The sequence below is a fragment of the Mesorhizobium sp. WSM1343 genome, from assembly GCF_055901535.1.
The window spans coordinates 5,272,823-5,292,050 of record NZ_CM148370.1 but is presented as its reverse complement, the minus strand read 5'-3'; the positions used below and the strand labels follow the sequence as shown (position 1 = coordinate 5,292,050).

The 19,228-nt window shown below is 63.0% G+C and carries 20 protein-coding genes; 12 read left to right on the top strand and 8 right to left on the bottom strand.

Annotated features, from left to right (window positions below; all coding sequences use genetic code 11):
- The first annotated feature begins 182 nt into the window (after positions 1-182).
- Positions 183-773, top strand: coding sequence for a TetR/AcrR family transcriptional regulator (locus tag AC0NIL_RS25975; protein WP_013532873.1), 591 nt, complete (start codon positions 183-185; stop codon positions 771-773).
- A gap of 217 nt (positions 774-990) precedes the next feature.
- Here AC0NIL_RS25975 and AC0NIL_RS25970 read toward each other — a convergent pair whose 3' ends face one another.
- The 5 genes from AC0NIL_RS25970 to AC0NIL_RS25950 all read right to left on the bottom strand — a co-directional run bounded on the left by AC0NIL_RS25970 (position 991) and on the right by AC0NIL_RS25950 (position 6,595).
- Complete coding sequence (locus AC0NIL_RS25970) at positions 991-2,127, bottom strand: LacI family DNA-binding transcriptional regulator (protein ID WP_473572725.1); 1,137 nt, start codon at positions 2,125-2,127, stop codon at positions 991-993.
- A 137-nt stretch (positions 2,128-2,264) separates the two neighbouring features.
- A complete protein-coding gene (locus AC0NIL_RS25965) occupies positions 2,265-3,056 on the bottom strand; it encodes an ATP-binding cassette domain-containing protein (protein WP_473572724.1) in 792 nt (263 codons plus the stop codon).
- Positions 3,057-3,059: 3 nt separating this feature from the next.
- The gene (locus AC0NIL_RS25960) at positions 3,060-4,046 is read right to left on the bottom strand and encodes an ABC transporter permease (protein WP_024502616.1); all 987 of its coding nucleotides are present in this window, start codon (positions 4,044-4,046) and stop codon (positions 3,060-3,062) included.
- A 114-nt stretch (positions 4,047-4,160) separates the two neighbouring features.
- Complete coding sequence (locus AC0NIL_RS25955; protein ID WP_473572723.1) at positions 4,161-5,096, bottom strand: substrate-binding domain-containing protein; 936 nt, start codon at positions 5,094-5,096, stop codon at positions 4,161-4,163.
- Positions 5,097-5,437: 341 nt separating this feature from the next.
- A complete protein-coding gene (locus tag AC0NIL_RS25950) occupies positions 5,438-6,595 on the bottom strand; it encodes a fumarylacetoacetate hydrolase family protein (RefSeq protein ID WP_473572722.1) in 1,158 nt (385 codons plus the stop codon).
- A gap of 237 nt (positions 6,596-6,832) precedes the next feature.
- On the opposite strand from AC0NIL_RS25950, the gene AC0NIL_RS25945 reads away from it, so the two are divergent.
- The 9 genes from AC0NIL_RS25945 (at position 6,833) to AC0NIL_RS25905 (ending at position 14,786) form a co-directional block, all read left to right on the top strand.
- Positions 6,833-8,113 (top strand): NAD(P)/FAD-dependent oxidoreductase, encoded by a 1,281-nt coding sequence (locus AC0NIL_RS25945; protein ID WP_473572721.1) that lies wholly within the window; start codon positions 6,833-6,835, stop codon positions 8,111-8,113.
- 104 nt (positions 8,114-8,217) lie between these two features.
- Positions 8,218-9,102 carry an ABC transporter permease gene (locus tag AC0NIL_RS25940; protein ID WP_027163815.1) on the top strand — a complete coding sequence of 295 codons (885 nt, stop codon included), beginning with the start codon at positions 8,218-8,220 and terminating at the stop codon, positions 9,100-9,102.
- A complete protein-coding gene (locus tag AC0NIL_RS25935; RefSeq protein WP_027163814.1) occupies positions 9,099-9,968 on the top strand; it encodes an ABC transporter permease in 870 nt (289 codons plus the stop codon). The genes AC0NIL_RS25940 and AC0NIL_RS25935 overlap by 4 nt, the downstream gene beginning before the upstream one ends.
- Complete coding sequence (locus AC0NIL_RS25930; RefSeq protein WP_473572720.1) at positions 9,953-11,023, top strand: ABC transporter substrate-binding protein; 1,071 nt, start codon at positions 9,953-9,955, stop codon at positions 11,021-11,023. Before AC0NIL_RS25935 ends, AC0NIL_RS25930 begins: the two co-directional genes overlap by 16 nt.
- 173 nt (positions 11,024-11,196) lie before the next feature.
- Positions 11,197-11,805, top strand: coding sequence for a cupin domain-containing protein (locus tag AC0NIL_RS25925; protein WP_027164194.1), 609 nt, complete (start codon positions 11,197-11,199; stop codon positions 11,803-11,805).
- Positions 11,795-12,880 (top strand): ABC transporter ATP-binding protein, encoded by a 1,086-nt coding sequence (locus tag AC0NIL_RS25920; protein ID WP_275953768.1) that lies wholly within the window; start codon positions 11,795-11,797, stop codon positions 12,878-12,880. Before AC0NIL_RS25925 ends, AC0NIL_RS25920 begins: the two co-directional genes overlap by 11 nt.
- 270 nt (positions 12,881-13,150) lie before the next feature.
- A complete protein-coding gene (locus AC0NIL_RS25915; RefSeq protein ID WP_024502624.1) occupies positions 13,151-13,780 on the top strand; it encodes a 2'-5' RNA ligase family protein in 630 nt (209 codons plus the stop codon).
- Between the two features lie 132 nt (positions 13,781-13,912).
- Positions 13,913-14,266 carry a nuclear transport factor 2 family protein gene (locus tag AC0NIL_RS25910; protein WP_013532858.1) on the top strand — a complete coding sequence of 118 codons (354 nt, stop codon included), beginning with the start codon at positions 13,913-13,915 and terminating at the stop codon, positions 14,264-14,266.
- A 169-nt stretch (positions 14,267-14,435) separates the two neighbouring features.
- Positions 14,436-14,786 (top strand): ArsC family reductase, encoded by a 351-nt coding sequence (locus AC0NIL_RS25905; protein ID WP_275953767.1) that lies wholly within the window; start codon positions 14,436-14,438, stop codon positions 14,784-14,786.
- A gap of 214 nt (positions 14,787-15,000) precedes the next feature.
- On the opposite strand, the gene AC0NIL_RS25900 is transcribed toward AC0NIL_RS25905, so the two are convergent.
- Genes AC0NIL_RS25900 through AC0NIL_RS25890 form a run of 3 tightly spaced genes read right to left on the bottom strand, consistent with a single transcriptional unit; the run spans position 15,001 to position 17,621 of the window.
- Positions 15,001-15,354 (bottom strand): DUF488 domain-containing protein, encoded by a 354-nt coding sequence (locus tag AC0NIL_RS25900; RefSeq protein ID WP_275953766.1) that lies wholly within the window; start codon positions 15,352-15,354, stop codon positions 15,001-15,003.
- A gap of 21 nt (positions 15,355-15,375) precedes the next feature.
- Complete coding sequence (locus AC0NIL_RS25895) at positions 15,376-16,632, bottom strand: aminopeptidase (protein WP_027164189.1); 1,257 nt, start codon at positions 16,630-16,632, stop codon at positions 15,376-15,378.
- Complete coding sequence (locus tag AC0NIL_RS25890; protein ID WP_013532854.1) at positions 16,629-17,621, bottom strand: LysR substrate-binding domain-containing protein; 993 nt, start codon at positions 17,619-17,621, stop codon at positions 16,629-16,631. Before AC0NIL_RS25890 ends, AC0NIL_RS25895 begins: the two co-directional genes overlap by 4 nt.
- A 94-nt stretch (positions 17,622-17,715) precedes the next feature.
- Between AC0NIL_RS25890 and AC0NIL_RS25885 the strand changes: the two genes are divergently transcribed.
- Positions 17,716-17,937 (top strand): hypothetical protein, encoded by a 222-nt coding sequence (locus tag AC0NIL_RS25885; RefSeq protein ID WP_024502627.1) that lies wholly within the window; start codon positions 17,716-17,718, stop codon positions 17,935-17,937.
- Positions 17,938-18,053: 116 nt separating this feature from the next.
- Complete coding sequence (locus tag AC0NIL_RS25880; protein ID WP_127385296.1) at positions 18,054-19,214, top strand: YbfB/YjiJ family MFS transporter; 1,161 nt, start codon at positions 18,054-18,056, stop codon at positions 19,212-19,214.
- Positions 19,215-19,228: the final 14 nt, after the last annotated feature.

Sequence of the window (19,228 nt, the reverse complement as noted above, 5' to 3'; positions counted from 1 at the left end):
CCGGCCGAGGCCGCATGATTGGCAGTTTCTCGCCCCTCTCGTCTGGCAGGGCCGTTCACGGCCTTGTTATTGACGGTGGACGATATAGGTGTTACCAGTAAGTAACATTCTGGAAGTTACAGACCGGTAACACCCTAGTCAAGAGGTGGCCGAGGGTTTTTTGGAAACGAAAGGAGATCATGATGGCAGACGGCATCGTGGAGCGCTCTCGTCCCCGGGATCGGATCCTGGAGACGGCACGCGACATGTTCCACAAGCATGGCATCAAGGGCGTCGGCGTCGACGCCATCACCGAAGCTGCCGGCACGAACAAGATGACGCTCTATCGTCACTTCGAATCCAAGGACGAACTGATCGTCGAATGCCTGCGCGCCAATGCGGCCAAGGCCGGCGCTATGTGGGAAGCATTCGAGGCCGAATTCCCTGGTGACAAGCTTGCCCAGCTGCATGCCTGGGTTCGCAAGGCGGCTGCCATGCTCAATGCGGACGGCCGCGGCTGCGACATGGCCAACGCCGCCGCTGAGCTGACCGAGCCGGACCATCCGGCCAGGCTGGTGATCAAGGAGCTCAAGGAAGCCCAGCGCGCGCGCCTTGTGACGCTATGTCGGGATGCCGGCATTGGTCAGGCCGAACTGCTCGCCGATACGCTGTCGCTGCTGTTCGAGGGCGCGCGTGTCAGCGTGCAGACCGTGGGTACCGAAGGTCCGAGCACCCAGTTCGTGCGCATGGCCGAAGGGCTGATCGTTTCGTTCCGGGGCGCTGCCGCCGGTTGAGATTCGCCACGATTGTTGGCGGGTTACGGCTCTATGACGGAGGGCCGCGTACGCCTTTGACCCAGGCGGTATGGAAACTCCGGCGGCCAAACGAAAAAAGCCCGCTGCCGGGAGGAGGTGGCAGCGGGCTCGATTTTCGAATGTGGCGCGGGAGGAGGTGCACCCCATTCAGCGTCGGCATCGCATCTGGGAGGAGTAGATGGCCGACAACCAGAACCTACGAGTTGCCCAACGATTCGGCAACAAAGAAACTTGCATAGCTGCTGTGCAGATTTGCCGTGCCAATTATCATACAAATCCGGCAACAGGCATTTTTGCAGGCCGCCTGCTTCATTGCACCGGGACGTTTTCCCTGAAGATCAAGCGCGGTTCGATGAACTTGCGCGTCAGATAGGGTGCGGAGGAGGCAATCGAGCCGAGCAGGCGAATGACCGACTGCTCGGCGATCAGCCGCGCATTCTGGTCGATGACGACATCGGCGAGATCGTCGACGAGATGACCGCGCGTGTCCTTGGTCAGGTCGTGGCAGATGAACACCGGCTTGCGGTTCGGCCTGGCCTCGCGGATCGCCTTTGCAACGCCCGAATGTCCGGCTCCGACGCAATAGATCGCCGAGCAACTCCGGCTCGTCGTGCAGTGCCTTCATGGTCTCGGTGTAGCCGGCATCGGGCTCGTCGTTGATCTCGACGGCGCTGCTGACGGTCAGATTGGGAAACTCCTCATTGAGCACCGAGCGGAAACCCATCTCGCGTTCCTCGTGGCCGCGATAGGAACGTGAGCCGACGACCATCGCCAGATGGCCGGTGCGGCCGCCAAGGAAGCGTCCCATCAGCAGCGCCGCCGTTCGTCCCGCCACCCGGTTGTCGATGCCGACATAGGCCGCGCGCGGTGCCGTCGGAACATCGGACACCAGCGTCACCAGACGCATGCCGGCTTCGACGATGTCGCGGAGGATGTTGCGCGTACGCGGATGATCGACAGCGATCACGCCGACGCCATTGGCCCTGAGCGACAGGTTTTCGACAGCGCTCTGCAGCGCGTTCGGCGAGATACCGGCGAGATTGTGGATTCGGCACGAGGCGACAAGCGGCAGACGCGCGGCGTAGTCCTCGATATGCCCGGCGAGATCGCGCATGAAGGCATTGCTGCCGATCGGCAGCAGGAATTCGAGGTGGGCGGGCCGCGAGGGTAGCGTCACCTGATCGGCGACCGGCAGGTAGCCGAGTTGCTTGGCCGCCTCCATGACGCGCTGGCGGTTGGCCGCACTCGCACCCGGCCGGTTGTTCAGCACCCTGTCGACCGTTGCTGTCGACAGCCCGCAATTGCGGGCGATATCCGAGACGGTGGCTTTCATGCCGCTACCCACAGCCCGCAATTGCGGGCAATATCCGAGACGGTGGCTTTCATGCTGCAATCCTGTTCGCCATGCGATGCCGCGCCAGACAAGCGATGCGATCTGAGGCGGCGGTGATTGCCGCCATCACCCGACAGTCAGTGCGACGGCTTGCCATCGGTGATGGCATCGCGGATTTCCTTGTCCGACATGCCGGTGATGATCCGCTCTACCTCCGCCACGCTGGTCGTCTTCGGGTCGATGTCGTCGGCGACCACCTTGCCCCGGCGCATGACGACGATGCGGTCGACCACCTGGAAGACATGGTGGATGTTGTGGGCGATGAAAATGCAGGAATGGCCGGAATCGCGGGCGCTGCGCACGAAACTCAGCACGCCCTGTGTTTCGGCGACGCCCAGATTGTTGGTGGGCTCGTCGAGGATGATCAGGTCGCTGTCGAAATGCATGGCGCGCGCGATCGCCACCGCCTGACGCTCGCCGCCGGAGAGCGAACCGATCGGCGTCGTCGGCGGGATGTTCTTCGTGATGCCGACCTGCTTGAGCAAATCGCGGGCAACCGTGTTCATGGCGTCCTGGTCCATCCGGTTGAGGAAGCGCGGCGGTTTGATCGGCTCGCGTCCGAGGAACAGATTGCGGGCGATCGACAGTTGCGTGACCAGTGCGGAGTCCTGGTAGATCGTCTCGATGCCATGGGCGATGGCGTCGCTGGTGCTGCGCAGGCTCACCTTCTTGCCACGGATGAAGATATCGCCGCTGGTCAGCGGAACGGCACCCGAAAGCACCTTGATCAGCGTCGACTTGCCGGCGCCATTGTCGCCGAGCAAGCCGACGATCTCCCGTTCATTGACATGGAAATTGGCATCCTCCAGCGCCTGCACGCGGCCGTAGGACTTGCGGATGTTCGTCATGCGGATCAGTGGTTCGGGCATGGTTCAAGTCCCCGCCTGATGCCGGCGTTCCAGCCATGAATGCAGTGCCATCATGCCGAGGATGATGGCACCGATGAAGATGTTGTAGGCAAGACCAGGCACGCCGATCAGCACGATGCCGTTGCGCATCACGCGCAGGATCAGGATGCCGAGCACGGTGCCGATGATCGTGCCGCGCCCGCCGGTAAGTGCGGTACCGCCGATCACCACCATGGCGATGACTTCCAACTCATAGCCGGTACCGCTGTTGGGGTTGGCGGCGGACGTGCGCAACGAAGAGATGACGCCGGCAAGCGAGGCCATGACCGACGACAGCACGAACAGGCCGATCTTGACCCCGCTGACATTGACGCCGCGCGCCCGCGCCGCGCTCGGGTTGCCGCCGGCCGCCTGGATCCAGTTGCCGGTGCGGCTTTGCGTCAGTACGTAGCCGAGCGCGATCGCCGCGGCGATGAACCAGAACAGTGACATGTAGATGCGGAACGGGCCGATGAAGAAGTCGCCGACCAGCGCTTCCGCCAGCCAGCTGCCCTCCGCACTCCAGGTGCGCTGGGGAAAACCGTCGGTGACGAAAAGGGCGGTGCCGCGCACCACCAGCAGCATGCCGAGCGTCACCAGGAAGGATGGGATCTTGAGCTGCGTCACGAACCAGCCATTGACCAGCCCGATGAAGGCGGCGACCAGCAGCGCGGCGACAAAGCCAACTTCGAGCGAGGTCAGGCCGCTGTTGAACAGGGTCCACATCAAGACCGGCGAGAAGCCGAACAAGGAGCCGACCGAGAGGTCGAACTCGCCGGACGTCATCAACAGCGTCATCGCCAGCGCGATCAGGCCGAGCTCGACCGTGAAAGCCAGCGTGTTGGAGATGTTCTGCGGCGACAGGAAGTCGTGGTTGAAACTCCAGAAAACGGCGATCTCGACGACGAGCAGCACGAAAGGGCCGAATTCCGGCCGTGCGATCAGGCGTGGGACGAGCGAATGATTTTCCACAGGCAATCCGCGACATGAGTGGAAGGCTGAGCGTTGCACATCGCGTGCGAAGGGCTCGGCGAAATGGAGAGCCAGTCGCGACCGTTGGGCGGCCGCGACTGTTGAGATTGGATGTTACTTGCCGGACAGGATGTCGTCGTAGATCTGCGCGGTGTCTTTTTCATAGAGCGCGCCGGTGATGACGTTGAAGCCCGGAGGAATGCCGCCGGCGGCCATATTGGCCAGCGAAAGCGCGACATAGCTGGTCGCCTGCGGGTCCTGCCACTGGCCGGCATTGACATAGCCGTTCAGCACTTCCTGGGTGGTGTCGAGCGAATTGCCCCAGCCGACGACCGGGATTTCGCCCGGCTTGATGCCGACCTGGTCGAACACCCGCTTGATCGAGCCGGTGACGAGGTCGCCTAGGCCGATGATCGCCTTGACCTTGGCCTTGTTCGCCGTGAGGTAGTCGACCATGCGGTTGATCACTTCAGCCTGATCAAGCGTCGCTTCCGTGATTTCATAGGTGATGCCGAGCGGCTCGAAGACGCTCTTGATGCCTTCCTCTTCCTGCACGCCATAGGTGGCGCCGGGGATTTCGACCGGCATCCAGGCGAAGTCGCCCTTCTTCACCAGGCCTTTGTCGACCAGATACTGTGCCCAATGCTTGCCGAAGGTGACATTGTCGCCGCCGACATAGGCGTTGAAGTCGGCTTTCGGATCAGGCGTGTTGAAATTGATGATCGGCACTTTCGCCGCACGCGCTTCCTTGACGATCTCGATCAGGCTGCCCGGATCGGGGCTCGTGGTGACGATGCCATCGGCCTTGGCGGAGAGGGCGGCGCGAACCGCTTCCTGCTGCGAGGCGACATCGCCGTTGTGGAACGAGGTGTTGACCGTGTTGCCGGTGTCCTTGGCCCACTGCTTGGCGCCGGCCAGGAAGTAGGTCCAGACCGGATCGGCCGGACCGCCATGCGAAATCCAGTAGAACGTCTTGGCCTGTGCCGCTGCCGGTACCACCATCAGCGCCACCAACAGGCCGTATAGAACGAGTCTTAGCCGTGTCAGCATTTGATTTCCTCCCGTTTGTAGATCGTCAGTTCAAAATCCGTCCCTTGTTCTGCGTCTTTTGCCAGTGCCGATCGGATGCGTCAGAGCATCCCCTTTTTCGACGGATGGCAAGCCTCCATCTGCCAGGCCTCCATCTGCAGGTGTAGTGGGCGCCTGACGGGGCGTCATCAGCCGTCCCATCAGATTGCATCAGTTGAGGTGATTTTCCGACTGTCGGATAATTGGTGTGATTGTTTCGTTCGCGCGAACGCGGCCTGCGCCGACAAGGGCACGCCGACGACCATCCCAGGCCCACGGGACCAGGTCGCAGCGCACTGGCAGGGCGCCGACGATATCAGTTGCTAGATCAGATCGGCTCTGGCCAGCTCCCGCATCAGATGGCTGGCGCCGTAGGTCCAGTGCGGGCAGTCTGGCGACAGCTGCACGCGATTGACCAGCGCGCCGAATTTTTCCGACGAGATGGTGACGATGTCGCCGACCTTGTGGGTAAATCCCTTGCCCTTCTCGCCGCGATCCTTGGATGGAACGAACATGGTGCCGAGATAGAGCGCCAGCCCGTCCGGATACTGGTGGTGCGGCCCCATGGCCGCGGCGACCAGTTCCTCCGGCGAGCGGCTGATCTCGGCCATCGAGCTTGCGCCCTCCAGCGAGAACCCGTCCTCGCCCTCGACTTTCAGGCGCACGACGGCGCGCTTGACGTCATCGATGGAGAATTTGTCGTCGAACAGGCGGATGAAGGGGCCGAGTGAGGCCGAGGCATTGTTATCCTTGGCCTTGCCGAGCAGCAGCGCCGAACGCCCTTCGACGTCGCGCAGATTGACGTCGTTGCCGATAGTGGCGCCGACGATCCTGCCGCTGGAGGCGGCGATCATGGCGATCTCGGGTTCCGGATTGTTCCAGGTCGACACCGGGTGCAGCCCAACATCGGCGCCGAAGCCCACCGAGGCCATCGGCTGGCACTTGGTGAAGATCTCGGCATCGGGGCCGATGCCCACTTCCAGATATTGCGACCAGGCGCCGCGCGAAATCAGCTTGGCCTTGATCTCCATCGCCTCGGGCGAACCGGGCTTCAGCTTCGACAGGTCGTGGCCGATCAGTCCGGCAATGTCGGCGCGGATGGCATCGGCTTTTTCAGCCGAACCACGCGCCTGTTCCTCGATCACCCGTTCCAGCAGGCTGACGACGAAGGTGACGCCCGATGCCTTGACCGCCTGCAGGTCGACCGGGGAGAGCAGGTAGGGTTTTGCTGGATCGCGCCCGGTTTCAAAACTGTTGGCGGCGATGTCATCGAGCGAACCGATCGGTCTGCCTTCGGCCGAGCGGACATGCCCAGCCGGGTCGGCCATCTCGCAAAGGTCGCGCATGGTCGGTGCCGTACGCGAGGTGATGTCGAAGACCATGCCATCGCGAACCGTGACGACCAGCGGGTATGCAGCACCGCTGCTTCTGGCGCGTCCGACAAAAAGGCCCTCGCTGGGCAGGTGGGTCGGGTTCGTCATGGCGCTCTGTCCTCTTAGTGATCGACAATGTGGTGAAGTGATCGACAATGTGGGCTAGCCGGATCGGCGTGGCACTTTCACCGGATTCCCATCAAAGGTCTATCCCGTCGCAGGCGATCGGAACTCTGGGTCTCCGGTCGTCTCGGCGGCAGTCCACAGGCGAAAGCCATGGTGCTCTTTCAAAATTGTGAAATTCTGACTAGGATTTTCACCAATCGCAGCGCATTCAGGTGACCCTTGGCGACAGCATTCTCCGATCCCATCTGGCGCAGGCCGCAGGCAGCTTCCACGTTTCAATCGCTTCCCAATGGCGAACGGGTCGATCTCGCCATCGTTGGCGGTGGCATCATGGGCTTGTCGACTGCCTTGCATGCCGCCCGGCTTGGCCTGTCGGTGCAGGTGCTGGACGCCGGCGAGATCGGCCAGGGCGCATCAGGCTTGAATGGCGGCCAGGTCATTCCCGGCCTGAAATACGATCCGGAATGGTTGCTTGAGCATTTTGGCCCGGAGCGCGGCGAGGCGCTTGTCAATTTCGCGGCGTCGACCGCCGACGCGGTGTTCGAGCTGATCCGCGACGAGAAGCTGGCGGTGCCGTTCGTTCGAAATGGCTGGATCCAGGCGGCGCACACCGAGGCCGCGCTGAAGGCGGCGACGAACCGCGACCGGCAATGGCACGCGCGCGGTGCCGACGTCCGGTTGCTGAACGCAGAGGAGACCGCAGCCAGGACCGGCGCACAGGGTTATCTCGGCGGCTGGCTCGACCGCCGCGCCGGTGTGATCGATCCGCTCGCCTACACGTCTGAACTTGCCCGGGTCGGGACCGCGACTGGCGTGAGGATAGCAGAGCGCCAAAGGGTCGTGCGGCTCGCCAATGCCGCCGGTGTTTGGCGTATTTTGATCGAAAATGGCCTGGAATTGCAGGCAAAGGCGGTCGTGCTGGCGACAAACGCCTATACGGACGGTCTGATCCCCGGTCTCGCCCAGACGATCGTGCCGCTGCATTCCTTTCAGATCGCCACGGCGCCGCTGCCGTCCAATCTGGCGGCCACGATCCTGCCGGAAGGGCAGGCGGTGTCGGACTCCAGGCGCATCCTCGTCTACTACCGCAAGAGCGCCGACGGCCGGCTGGTGCTTGGCGGACGGGGCCGCATGGCGCTGCCGACGAGCGCCGGCGACTGGGCGCATCTCGAGCGTGCGCTGGTACGGCTCTATCCCTCGCTGTCCGGCGTTCCCATCGAGAAGCGCTGGTTCGGCCGGGTTGCGATGACGCCGGACCACCTGCCGCACATCCACGAGCCGGAGAAAGGCCTGCTCGCCGTGGTCGGCTGCCAGGGTCGTGGTGTCGGCCTGATGACTGCGCTTGGCGAGCGCATCGCCGGCTACCTCCAAAGTGGCGACGCCAGGCAATTGCCTTTCCCGGTCTCGCCGATCCGGCCGATCCCGTTTCACGCCTTCCGCCAGGTCGGCGTCGCCGCGACCATCGCCTGGTATCGCTTGCTCGATGCGTTGGAGCGCTGACCAGGGCGCTTTATCTCCTTGGAGTTCCGTTAGGGGATTCTGCTTGACAGTTTCATGGATATGAAAAACTCTAGGCTAATTTCAAATCTCCAATAGGCAGGTCGATGTCGACCCTAGTTGCCACATCAGCGCCAGAGGCCCGGTCTTCCCAGGGCTTCCGGGTCGCCATGCTGCTGCCGGGCGCGCTGGTCACCTTGCTGCTGATCCTGTTTGCGCTTGGCCTCGTGCTTTTCCTCGCCTTCCGCGGCAATGACGGTTCGCTGCTCGGCGCCGGTTTCACCGTCGCGAACTTCGCCACCGTGGTGTCCGATCCGCTGTACTGGACGGTGACGCTGCGCTCGCTGATCATTGCCGCTCTGGTCACGCTGGCGACGGTCGTCACTGCCTATCCCGTCGCCTACTACCTTGCCTTCCATACCGGCCGGCGGCGCGGCCTGCTGCTGTTCCTGGTGACGCTGCCGTTCTGGACCAGCTATCTCCTGCGCGTCTTCGCCTGGAAGATCGTGCTCGCCTACAATGGCGTTTTGAACTCGGCGCTGATCGAAAGCGGCATCTGGTCCGAGCCGACATTGGCCTTTCTCAACACGCCGGCCGCCGTCGTCGTCACGCTGGCGCACGCCTATGCGCCTTTCGCCATCCTGCCGATCTACGTGGCGCTGGACACCATCCCGAAATCGCTGATCGAGGCCGCTTCCGATCTCGGCGCGCGGCCATTCACCTCTTTCCGCCGGATCGTGCTGCCCAATTCGATGCCGGGCGTGCTGGCGGCAGCCCTCGTCGTCTTCGTGCCGACGGTCGGCGACTATGTCACGCCGGCGCTCGTCGGCGGCCCGGCCAGCACCATGATCGGCACGCTGATCCAGGCGCAATTCGGCAAGGCCAATGACTGGCCGTTTGGCGCAGCACTCTCCGTCGCCGTCATGCTGGTCATCCTGTGCGTGGTGCTGGTCGCCCGCTTCGCCGACCGCAGATTTGGCAGCCGCACATGAGCACTGCACGCACGCAGGGAGGTGGCCGCTGGCTCGGCATGTATGTCGCCGCCTATCTGGTCTTTCTCTATCTGCCGGTGCTGCTGATCCCGCTGTTTTCCTTCAACAACTCGATCCAGGCAGCGTTTCCGCTGCAAGGTTTTACCTTGCAATGGTACGCGACGCTGTTCGGCAATTCGGCGCTGACCGGTGCACTCTTGAACAGCCTCGCCATCGGCGCCATCGCCGCCACGGGTGCGACGCTGTGCGGCATCACCGTATCCTACATGGACCTCTACGGCCGCTCGCCGCTGGCCGCCACCATCAGCGCCATCGCAAGGCTGCCGATCCTGATCCCGGGCGTCATCGTCGGCATATCGCTGCTGATCCTCATCAACCTCGTTGGTCTGGGGCCATCGCGCGTCGCCATCGTTCTCGGCCATATATTGGTGGCGCTGCCGACGACCGTGGTGATCATGCGCAGCCGCTTCGCCGCCATCCCGAAAACCATTCGCGAGGCGGCACTCGATCTCGGCGCCTCCGACTGGACGACCTTCCGGCGGGTCATGCTGCCGCTCAGCCTGCCGGCCATCGTCTCGGCATTCATGCTGGCCTTCCTGATCTCCTTCGATGAATTCATCGTCGTGTTCTTCCTGGCCGGCACCGAGCCGACGCTGCCGCTCTACATCTGGAGCCAACTGCGTTTTCCCCGGTCGCTGCCGACGGTCATGGCGCTCGGCACTTCGATCCTGGCGGTGTCCTTCGTCATCGCTGCAGCAGCTGAAATCCTGCGCCATCGCGGCTTGTCCGCCACGGCGCCAAAGCCCGCGGATCCATCACAACCAAAACAAACCAAGAGAGGAGAACTGCAATGGCATTCGACCTGAAATCGATCTCTGCAAAGACTGTTTGCGCTGGATTGACGGCGTTCGCGCTGGCGCTGTCGTCGACCGTCGCTTTCGCCGGCGACAAGCTGCAATATTTCACCTGGTCGGGCTATGAACTGCCCGACTTCAACAATAGCTTCCTTGCCGCGCATCCCGATGGCGTCGAGGCCTCGATCTTCGGTGACGACGATGACGCCTTCACCAAGGTCAAGGCCGGCTTCCGCCCAGACATTGCGCATCCCTGCTATGACAAGGTGGCGCGCTGGAACAAGGAAGGCCTGCTGCAGCCGATCGACACCAAGCGCATCAAGAACTGGGACTCGATCTTCCCGGTGTTCAAGAACCTGCCAGACCTGCAGGCTGGCGACGGCAAGGTCTGGATGGTGCCGTGGGACTGGGGCAACACCTCGATCCTCTACCGCACCGATCTGGTGAAGAACCCGGAAGCGAGCTGGAACCTTCTGTGGGACAAGCAGTATGCCGGTCGCATGGCGACGATCGACGCGGTGCATGACACGCCTGTCGTGGCGGCGCTGCTCGCCGGCGTCAATCCGTTCGACATGACGCCGGAGCAAATGGACAAGGTGGCCGAGAAGCTGCGCGAGCAGCGCCCGCTGCTCTCCAACTACACCACCGACATGACCTCCGTCGAACAGGCGCTGGCCAGCGGCCAATTGGTCGCCGCCATGACCTGGAACGCGTCGGCCACCTCGCTCAAGAAGCAGGGCGTGTCGGTCGAGTTCATGAAGCCCAAGGAGGGCATGCTGACTTGGGCCTGCGGCTTCGTGATGCTCAAGGACGCCAAGAATGTCGACCTCGCCTATGATTTCATCAACAGCCGGCTGGAGACGGATTCCGGCAAATACCTGATCGAGGCCTACGGCTATGGCAGCTCGACCAGTTCGGCCTTCGCGGCGGTGCCGAAGGAGGAACTGGAGAAATTGCAGCTGCCGTCCGACCCGGAGGTGATGCTGAAGACCACCATCTTCACCGGACCGATGAAACAGAATGACGACCTCGCCAAGATGTTCGAGAAGGTGAAGGCGGGGGGATAAAGCTCCCCCTTCTCCCCTTGTGGGAGAAGGTGTCGCCGAAGGCGACGGATGAGGGGTGCTCCAGGGAACACCAGCGTCTCACTCCGCTGGAACACCCCTCAACCGTCTCGGCGCTGCGCGCCGATCCACCTTCTCCCACAAGGGGAGAAGGGAAAGCAAACGAGGACGAATGCATGGACATGCTGGATGAAGCGGCTGGGAAGCCGAAGGACGATGCCGACGTTCGCGTCGGCCGGCGCGTGCGGGCGCTGCGGCTGGAGCGCAATCTGTCGCTGGCCGATCTTGCGGCAAAGGCCGGCGTGTCGATCGGTGCATTGAGCCAGATCGAGCGCGGCATGTCCTCGCTGCGCGTCAAGGTGATCTGGCCGCTCGCCGCCGCCCTCGACATCGAGCCGTCGGCGCTGATCGCCGACGGCAGCGACACGGCGAACGACCTCTATTGCGTGCGTGCCGACAAGCGGCGGCAAATCCCGGTGAAATCGGAAGGCATTGCCAAGGCGCTGCTGTCACCCCCGGGCGCGACGCTGACCGGCATGCTGGTGACGGTGGAAGCCAAAGGCGGCACGGCCGAGGCCTATGCGCATGCCGGCCATGAATTCGGCTTCGTGCTGGCCGGTGAGGTCGAACTGGTGGTGGATTCGACGAAATACGGGCTGAAGGCGGGCGACAGCTTTGCCTTCAAGAGCACGCTTTTGCATGCCTTCCGCAATCCGGGCGCCGAGCGTTGCCAGATCCTCTGGGTCAACACCACGAAGCCGTCCGAGGTTCGCGATGGCGCCTGATCCACTCGTCCGGCTGCAGGCGGTCTCGAAGATTTTTCCCGGCGGCATCGTTGGGCTCGACGCCGTCGATCTCGACATTATCAGCGGCGAGTTCATCACGCTGCTCGGGCCGTCGGGCTGCGGCAAGACCACCAGCCTGCGCGTCATCGCCGGTTTCGAAAGCCCGTCGAGCGGCAAGGTGTTGCTAGACGGCCGCGATATCACGGCCCTTCGACCGTTCGACCGGCCGGTCAACACCGTGTTCCAGGACTATGCACTGTTCCCGCACATGAATGTTGCAGAAAATGTCGGCTTCGGTCTGTCGCTGCGCAAACTGTCTGGAGCCGAACAGGCTAAGCGCACCGGCGAAGCGCTCGACATGGTCGGTCTCGCCGACAAGCTTGGCGCCCGCGTCTCCGAACTGTCGGGCGGCCAGCGCCAACGCGTCGCGCTCGCGCGTGCCATCGTCTGCGAGCCGCGCGTGCTGCTGCTCGACGAGCCGCTGTCGGCGCTCGACGCGCATCTGCGCGAACAGATGCAGGTTGAGCTGAAGCGGCTGCAGTCGCGGCTTGGCACCACCTTCGTCATGGTCACCCACGACCAGACCGAAGCGCTGTCGATTTCCGACCGCATCGTCGTCATGAACAAGGGCCGCATCGAGCAGATCGCACCGCCGGCCACACTTTATGACCGGCCTGCCACGAAGTTTGTGGCGAGCTTCATCGGCACCATGAATCTCCTGCAATCACGGTTTGTCGGCCGCGATGGCGATCGCTTGCGTTTCACCGCCGGCACCCTGCCGCTGGAGGCTATTTCTGAAACCGGCGAGGCACCTGCCGAGGGCGCTACCCGCACCATCGGCGTGCGCCCGGAGGATTTGCTGGCGATGGCCGAGGCGGCGCCCGGCACCGCACCGGCGCGCGTCAACAGCGTCGTCTTTCACGGCCGCACGCTGCGCCTGCATGCCGAACTCGGGCAGGGCGCGCCTGTCGTCATCGACGCGCCGCGCCAGGCCGAGGGTTTTCGCTTCCAGGTCGGCGACGTGGCGCATATCAGCCTGCGCCGTGGCGCCAACTGCCCAGTGCTGCCAGGTTAGTTCATCGATACCTGAAACGGAGCACACGTCGCACGTTCAGCGGCCACAAGCAGTCGGGCAACGGTCGCGACTATGCCGATCGGGCGATCGACGATTTCTCAAGGACGTAGGTTTCAAGCCACCCTCAGCAGAGCTTCTTCGACTGTTGAACTCGCGGGCGATGATCCGGAAAGCACGACCGACCGTTCGCTCATTTCCGCTTGCCATGTTCCCGTTTTGTTCTAAAATCTCCGGCTTGGCGGGGATGGGTGGCGCAAAAGGAGGAAGGACATGAACGAACTGCCCACATTCAACACAGCCGAAAACGGTCAAACATCTTTCAACTGGCATGAGCGGAACAGGCGTCGTCGCACTGATCGGTTGTTCTTCTGTCACCTGATGGATGGCACCATCGCCGACCCTATCGCTTTACAAGCAACCGCTTGGCGCCAGGAACTCGGGCTGAAAGGGAAAACAATTGCCGATCACATCTCGCTTGTTGGACTCGGCGACCATGACGGATTGCCGGAGGGCTTGGTAGAACTCGCTCACCACATAGGCTCGATGATTGTCGCAAAACCATTCGACGTTTCTTTTGATCGTTTGTGCGCTTTTGGCGGTGGCGCGCTTGTTTTACGCAACAGCGACGGCAATCCTTCGCTGCAAGAATTCTGGCGAAACCTGACGGCAGTGATTTCGGATAGCCCGTTAAAGCTCTTTCTCACAAAATCCATTGAACCGCATGTCACGCTGCTTCGCGACAAAGTGGGAGTGCCCAAAATTCGCGAAAGGGCGATTGAGCCCATCAGTTGGACAGTGCGGGATTTCGCGCTCGTCCAGAGCTTCATCCAGGAAGGTCGCTATGAGGTGCCTCACCGTTGGCAATTGACGGGCCAGGACGATGCCCGGCCCGCGATGTAAACGCCTCAAATCATCGTCATATGTCCGCGGGGACCATCATCCTGACATGGCTTGTCAGCTACGGCGCGGTCCGACGATGGCAGGCCAGCAGGCTGTTCCCTACCTAAATGCGTCTGAACAGGAGGAACGAAAATGACCATCGCGGAAATTGCCAAGGATTTTACCGAGCTGCTCAAGCAGGGCGAGAACGAAGCTGCCGCCGAGAAGTACAATTCCGACGATATCGTGAGCTACGAAGCCATGGAGGGGCCGATGGCCATCTCCCGTGGCAAGGAGGCTCTCAGGCAGAAGGGCCAGTGGTGGCAGGAGAACAATGAAGTCCATGGCGGCTCTGTCGAAGGCCCCTATGTCAATGGCGACCAGTTCGCGGTGCGCTTCAAGTTCGACATAACGCCCAAGGCTACCGGCGAGCGTGTCACCATGGATGAAGTCGGCCTCTACACGGTCAAAAACGGCAAGATCACCGAAGAGCGCTTCTACTACTAGGGCCGAACCCCGGCTTCCGGCTCACGTCGCTGCAGGATCAGGAAATTAGATGGCCGGGACATTGTCCTGGCCGTCATGTGGAACGGAGATATGGCAACGGCTCTGGCAAAGCGGAAAGGGTGGTTTAGTCTGTGGAACGGATTCGACAGTCAGCCAAGGAAGCACGCTTTTGACGATCACCATGTACGGCATCACCACTTGCGACACGGTCAGGAAGGCGCGCGTCTGGCTGGAAGGCCATGACGTAGCCTACCGGTTTCACGATTTCAGGGCCGAGGGACTGGACGCGAAGCGGCTGGATGGTTGGGCGGGCAAGGTCGGCTGGGAAAAGCTGCTCAACAAGGCGAGCACGACGTTCCGCGAGCTGCCGGACAAGGAAAAGCAGGGTCTCGACGAGAAGAGCGCCAAGGCGCTGATGCTGGCCAAGCCGACCATGATCAAGCGGCCGGTGCTGGAGGTAGGCGACCGGGTTATGGTCGGGTTCAAGGCTGATCTCTATGAGGCGGCGGTGGGGAAGTAGAGCTGCCTCTCGTTCCACGGTGTTCCGTGGCGCCCCCCCTCTGTCCTGCCGGACATCTCCCCCTCAAGTGGGGAGATTGGCAGCTTCGCCGCTCCGCCATTCCTGTCACGTTCGGGATTTGCGAAGAAGATGATGACAGCGGATCTCCCCACCTGAGGGGGAGATGGCCGGCAGGCCAGAGGGGGGGCGCTGTCCCGCCGACCGCCATAAAATCTCAGCGTCCGCGCAAATACCCCGCCAGCGCCACCGCATTGTTGTGCGCCTCGTCATGCGCGCCGTAGAGCAGCGTCACCTTGCCGTTACCCAGCAGGCCTCGCAACTGCGTCACCGCCGCGCCATTCCCATCCAGCTCAGCGCGATACCGCTCCTGAAACTCCGCCCAGCGCGCCGGCTCGTGGCCGAACCATTTGCGCAACTCGTCGCTCGGCGCGATGTCCTTCAACCACAGCGTCAGCGCGGCGTCTTGCTTGCTGACGCCGCGCGGCCAGATGCGGTCGACCAGAACCCGCTGCCCGTCATCGGCAGCGGGTGGCTCGTAGATACGCTTGACCGCGATCTTGAAGGCCATCACACCTCCTGGCTGGAACCCTCAGGCCCACTCGCCCTTGCGCATGACAGGCACGCGGGCGCCGTCCTTGTGGACGCCATCGATGTCGATCTTGTCCGAGCCGATCATCCAGTCGATGTGGATGAAGCTCTTGTTGCCGCCGCGCGCCGCGATCTCGTCCTGGCTGAGCGAGGCGCCGTCGACGAAGCACTTCGAATAGCATTGGCCGAGCGCGATGTGGCAGGCGGCGTTCTCGTCGAACAGCGTGTTGAAGAACAGCAGGCCGCTGGCCGAGATCGGCGATGAGTGCGGCACCAGCGCCACCTCGCCGAGACGGCGCGCGCCCTCGTCGGTGTCGAGCACCTTCTTCAGCACATCCTCGCCCTTCGATGCCTTGGCCTCGACGATCCGGCCTTCTTCGAAACGCACCGAAATGTCGTCGATCAGCGTGCCTTGGTAGGACAGCGGCTTGGTCGAGGAGACATGGCCTTCGACCCGCCTCGCATGCGGCGTGGTGAAGACCTCCTCGGTCGGGATGTTGGGGTTGCAGGTGATGCCGTTCTTGGCGGTCGAGGCGCCGCCCATCCATTCATGGCCGTCCGCCAGTCCAACCGTCAGGTCGGTGCCCGGTCCGGTGAAGTGCAGCGCATGGAAATTATGGCCGTTGAGCCATTCGGTGCGGCTGCGCAGCGCTGCATTGTGCGCCTTCCAGTTGCCGATCGGATCCTCCACATCGACCCGCGACGCGGCGAAGATGGCGTCGGCGAGCTTCACGACCGCAACATCGTCGGCATCGCCGGGGAAGACCTGTTTGGCCCAGGCGAGGTCCGGATAGGCGACGATGTTCCAGTTGATGTCGAAGCCGGTGATCTTTTCCAGCGCCGGCTGATAAGCCATCGAATTGGCCTTGTTGGCGCGCGCCACTTTCGCCGGATCCTGTGCGGAGAGCAGCGACGGATCCTCGCCGCGCACCGCAAGCCTGGCCGCATTGTTGGAAAAGGCCTTCGCCATGCCTTCATAGAGCCAGCCGGCGGCGCGGTCGAAACCGGCATCGGCGCCGAAGCGGTAGCGCGCCAGCGTCATCTCGTCATCGTTGAAGATCGGCGTCACCAGGCCGGCGCCGGCCTTGTAGGCATGCTCGACGATCCGCCTGGTCAGCGGCAGCGCCGCGATCGATGACGTCAGCACCAGATCCTGGCCTGGCTGCAATTGCAGCCCGACCTTGATGGCGACTTCCGCCAGCCTGTCGAGCTTCACCGGGTCGATCGATGCGGAAACGCCGCGCGAATGTGTGGTCATGATCCTGCCTGTCGTAGTTTGATGTCCGACCTACCATAGAGCGGCGGCGCGGCGCTTTCCACCGCGATCGCGCCGGCGGGTTTTGGGTTTGCGGACCCGAACCGCGCCATGGTTGCTTCGATCTCTTCCCTGATCCAGACCTTGAAATCCCGGACCTTGCGGCTTTCCGCCTTGACGGACGAGGTCACCAGCCAATAGCCGAGCCCGCTCTGGGCGCGGATGCCGAAAGGCGCCACCAGCCGCCCGTCGGCCAGCGCATCCGCGGCGAGCAATTGCCAGCCCAGCATCACGCCGTGGCCGGCAATCGCCGATTCCAGGCACAGCATCGGGTCGGTGAAACGCGCACCCTTGAGGAAGCTGACAGGTGGGACGCCGGCCGTCTCGAACCAGCTTTCCCAGTTGATCATTGCTCGCTCGTCGGTGATCGCGCAGGTCTGGGCAAGGTCCTCGATCGACTTCAGTTTTTGGGCAATCGCCGGCGCGCAGACCGGGAAGACTTCCTGCGCCAAGAGCAGTTCCGTGCGCCCGCCCGGCCATTTGCCGTCGCCAAGCCGGATGGCGATGTCGATGTCTGAGTGATCGAGATTGGCCAGCCGCACCGAAGCGTCGATGCGCAGCAGCACGTTGGGATGCCGGTCGAAGTGGCGAGATAGTCTGGGCAACAGCCACTTCGAGGCAAAGGCCGGCGCCACCGAAACCACCAATGTGCATTGCGTAGCCTCGTCGGCCAGCGCCACGGCCTGGGAAAGCTCACGAAATCCAGCACCAAGGCGGGCCGCGAAGACGGCGCCGAATTCGGTCAGCACCAGACCGCTCGCCGTTCGCTCGAACAGCGCCTGGCCGAGCTGTTTTTCGGTACGGCTTATCTGCTGGCTGACGGCGCTGACGGAAACGTTGAGCTCACCGGCGGCCGCCGCCAGCGATCCGAGACGGGCAACGGTTTCGACGGCGCGCAGGCCGTTGAGGTGGACGCGGTTGAGCATGGCCATTGAGTTTTTCTAAACTGATCCGGCTGAAATCTCAATTGAAAGGCATGTCGAAACGGCGGATTTTATCGGAAGAGACAGACCTGTGGAGCCGGAAATGCTGAGGATCTTGTCGTCGTCGCTGAAGGTCTTTTTCGCTGCGAGTACGCCGTATGAGCCGCACCCGGACGGCGAAACGCAGAGATGGCTGACCGATCCGCTTTCGCATCCGGTGCTGAACACCATGTCGGAACGCGAACTGGGCGATGTGCCGTTCAGGCTGACGGCACGGCGGACAGTGCACGAGACGGCCCCGTTGCACGCCGGCGGCCGCTGCTGAGCAGGCGCCAAGCGTTCCGGCTTGAGGAAAGTCGAGGCGAGCACCACGTCCCGCGCACGCACTGGCCCAACAGATGGCGATTGTTTCAGCGATCCCTGCACTTATTGTGCAGTGCAATGACATCAGCCACCTCGACAGCGCTGCGTTTCGCCTTCGCCGGCATGATAGCCATGGCGGTTGCCATGGGCATCGGCCGTTTCGTCTACACGCCGATCCTGCCCGGCATGATGCAGGAATTGCATCTGTCGCCTGCCGATGCCGGTTGGATCGCGTCGGCCAATTATCTCGGCTACCTCGTCGGCGCGTTGGCAGCGGCGGGCGGCTGGGCGCATGGGCGCGAGCGCCTGCTGATGCTGGCGGGGCTTGGCGCCAGTACGGTCCTTGCCGCGCTGATGGGGCTGACCGATGCGATGGCCGGCTTTCTCGTCATCCGCTTTCTGGCCGGTCTGGCCAGCGCCTTCGTCATGGTGTTCATGGCCAGTATCGTTTTCAGCCACATAAACGCTGCCGGTCGCAGCGACCTGCAGGCCTGGCATTTCGGTGGCGTTGGCCTGGGCATCGCTGTGTCGGCGGCGATGATGGCGGTGCTGGTCGCCGAGCATTCGGGCTGGGCTGCAGGCTGGCTGTGGTCGGCGGCGATTTCGGCCTGTGGTTTCGTCCTCGTTGCGCTGTTGGCCAATGAGGGTCCGCTCGGCAACGGCGAAGTCACCCGCGAGCCGGCACTGCGGATGGACCGGTCGTTGGTCAAGGTCATCGTCGCCTACGGCCTGTTCGGCTTTGGCTATGTGGTGACGGCGACATTCCTGGTCGCCATCGTCCGGCAAGGCGGCGGCAGCCGCGTCTTCGAGGCCATGGTGTGGATGGTCGCCGGTCTTGCGGGCTTTCCCTCAGTCTGGCTCTGGCAGAAGATCGCGGCCCGCACCGGCCTCTATGCCGCCTATGCGCTGGCGTGCTTCATCGAAGTTGCCGGCGTCACCGCCAGCGTCGCCATCGGCGGCGCCACCGGGCCGCTGCTTTCCGGCGTGCTGCTCGGTGGCACCTTCATTGCCATCACCGCATTTGGCCTGCAGGCCGCCCGGCAGCAGGCGCCAAGCGCGCCGCGGCGGATATTCGCCCTGATGACGGCTGCGTTCGGCCTTGGCCAGATCATCGGGCCGGTCGCCGCCGGGTTTCTGGCGCAGATGTCCGGCGATTTCTTCCTCGCCTCGATCACAGCCGCGATCGTGCTGGTCGTCTCCGGCGCCATCACATGGTCGGCTGCGCCAAAATCGCCATGATTGTGGGCTTGCTG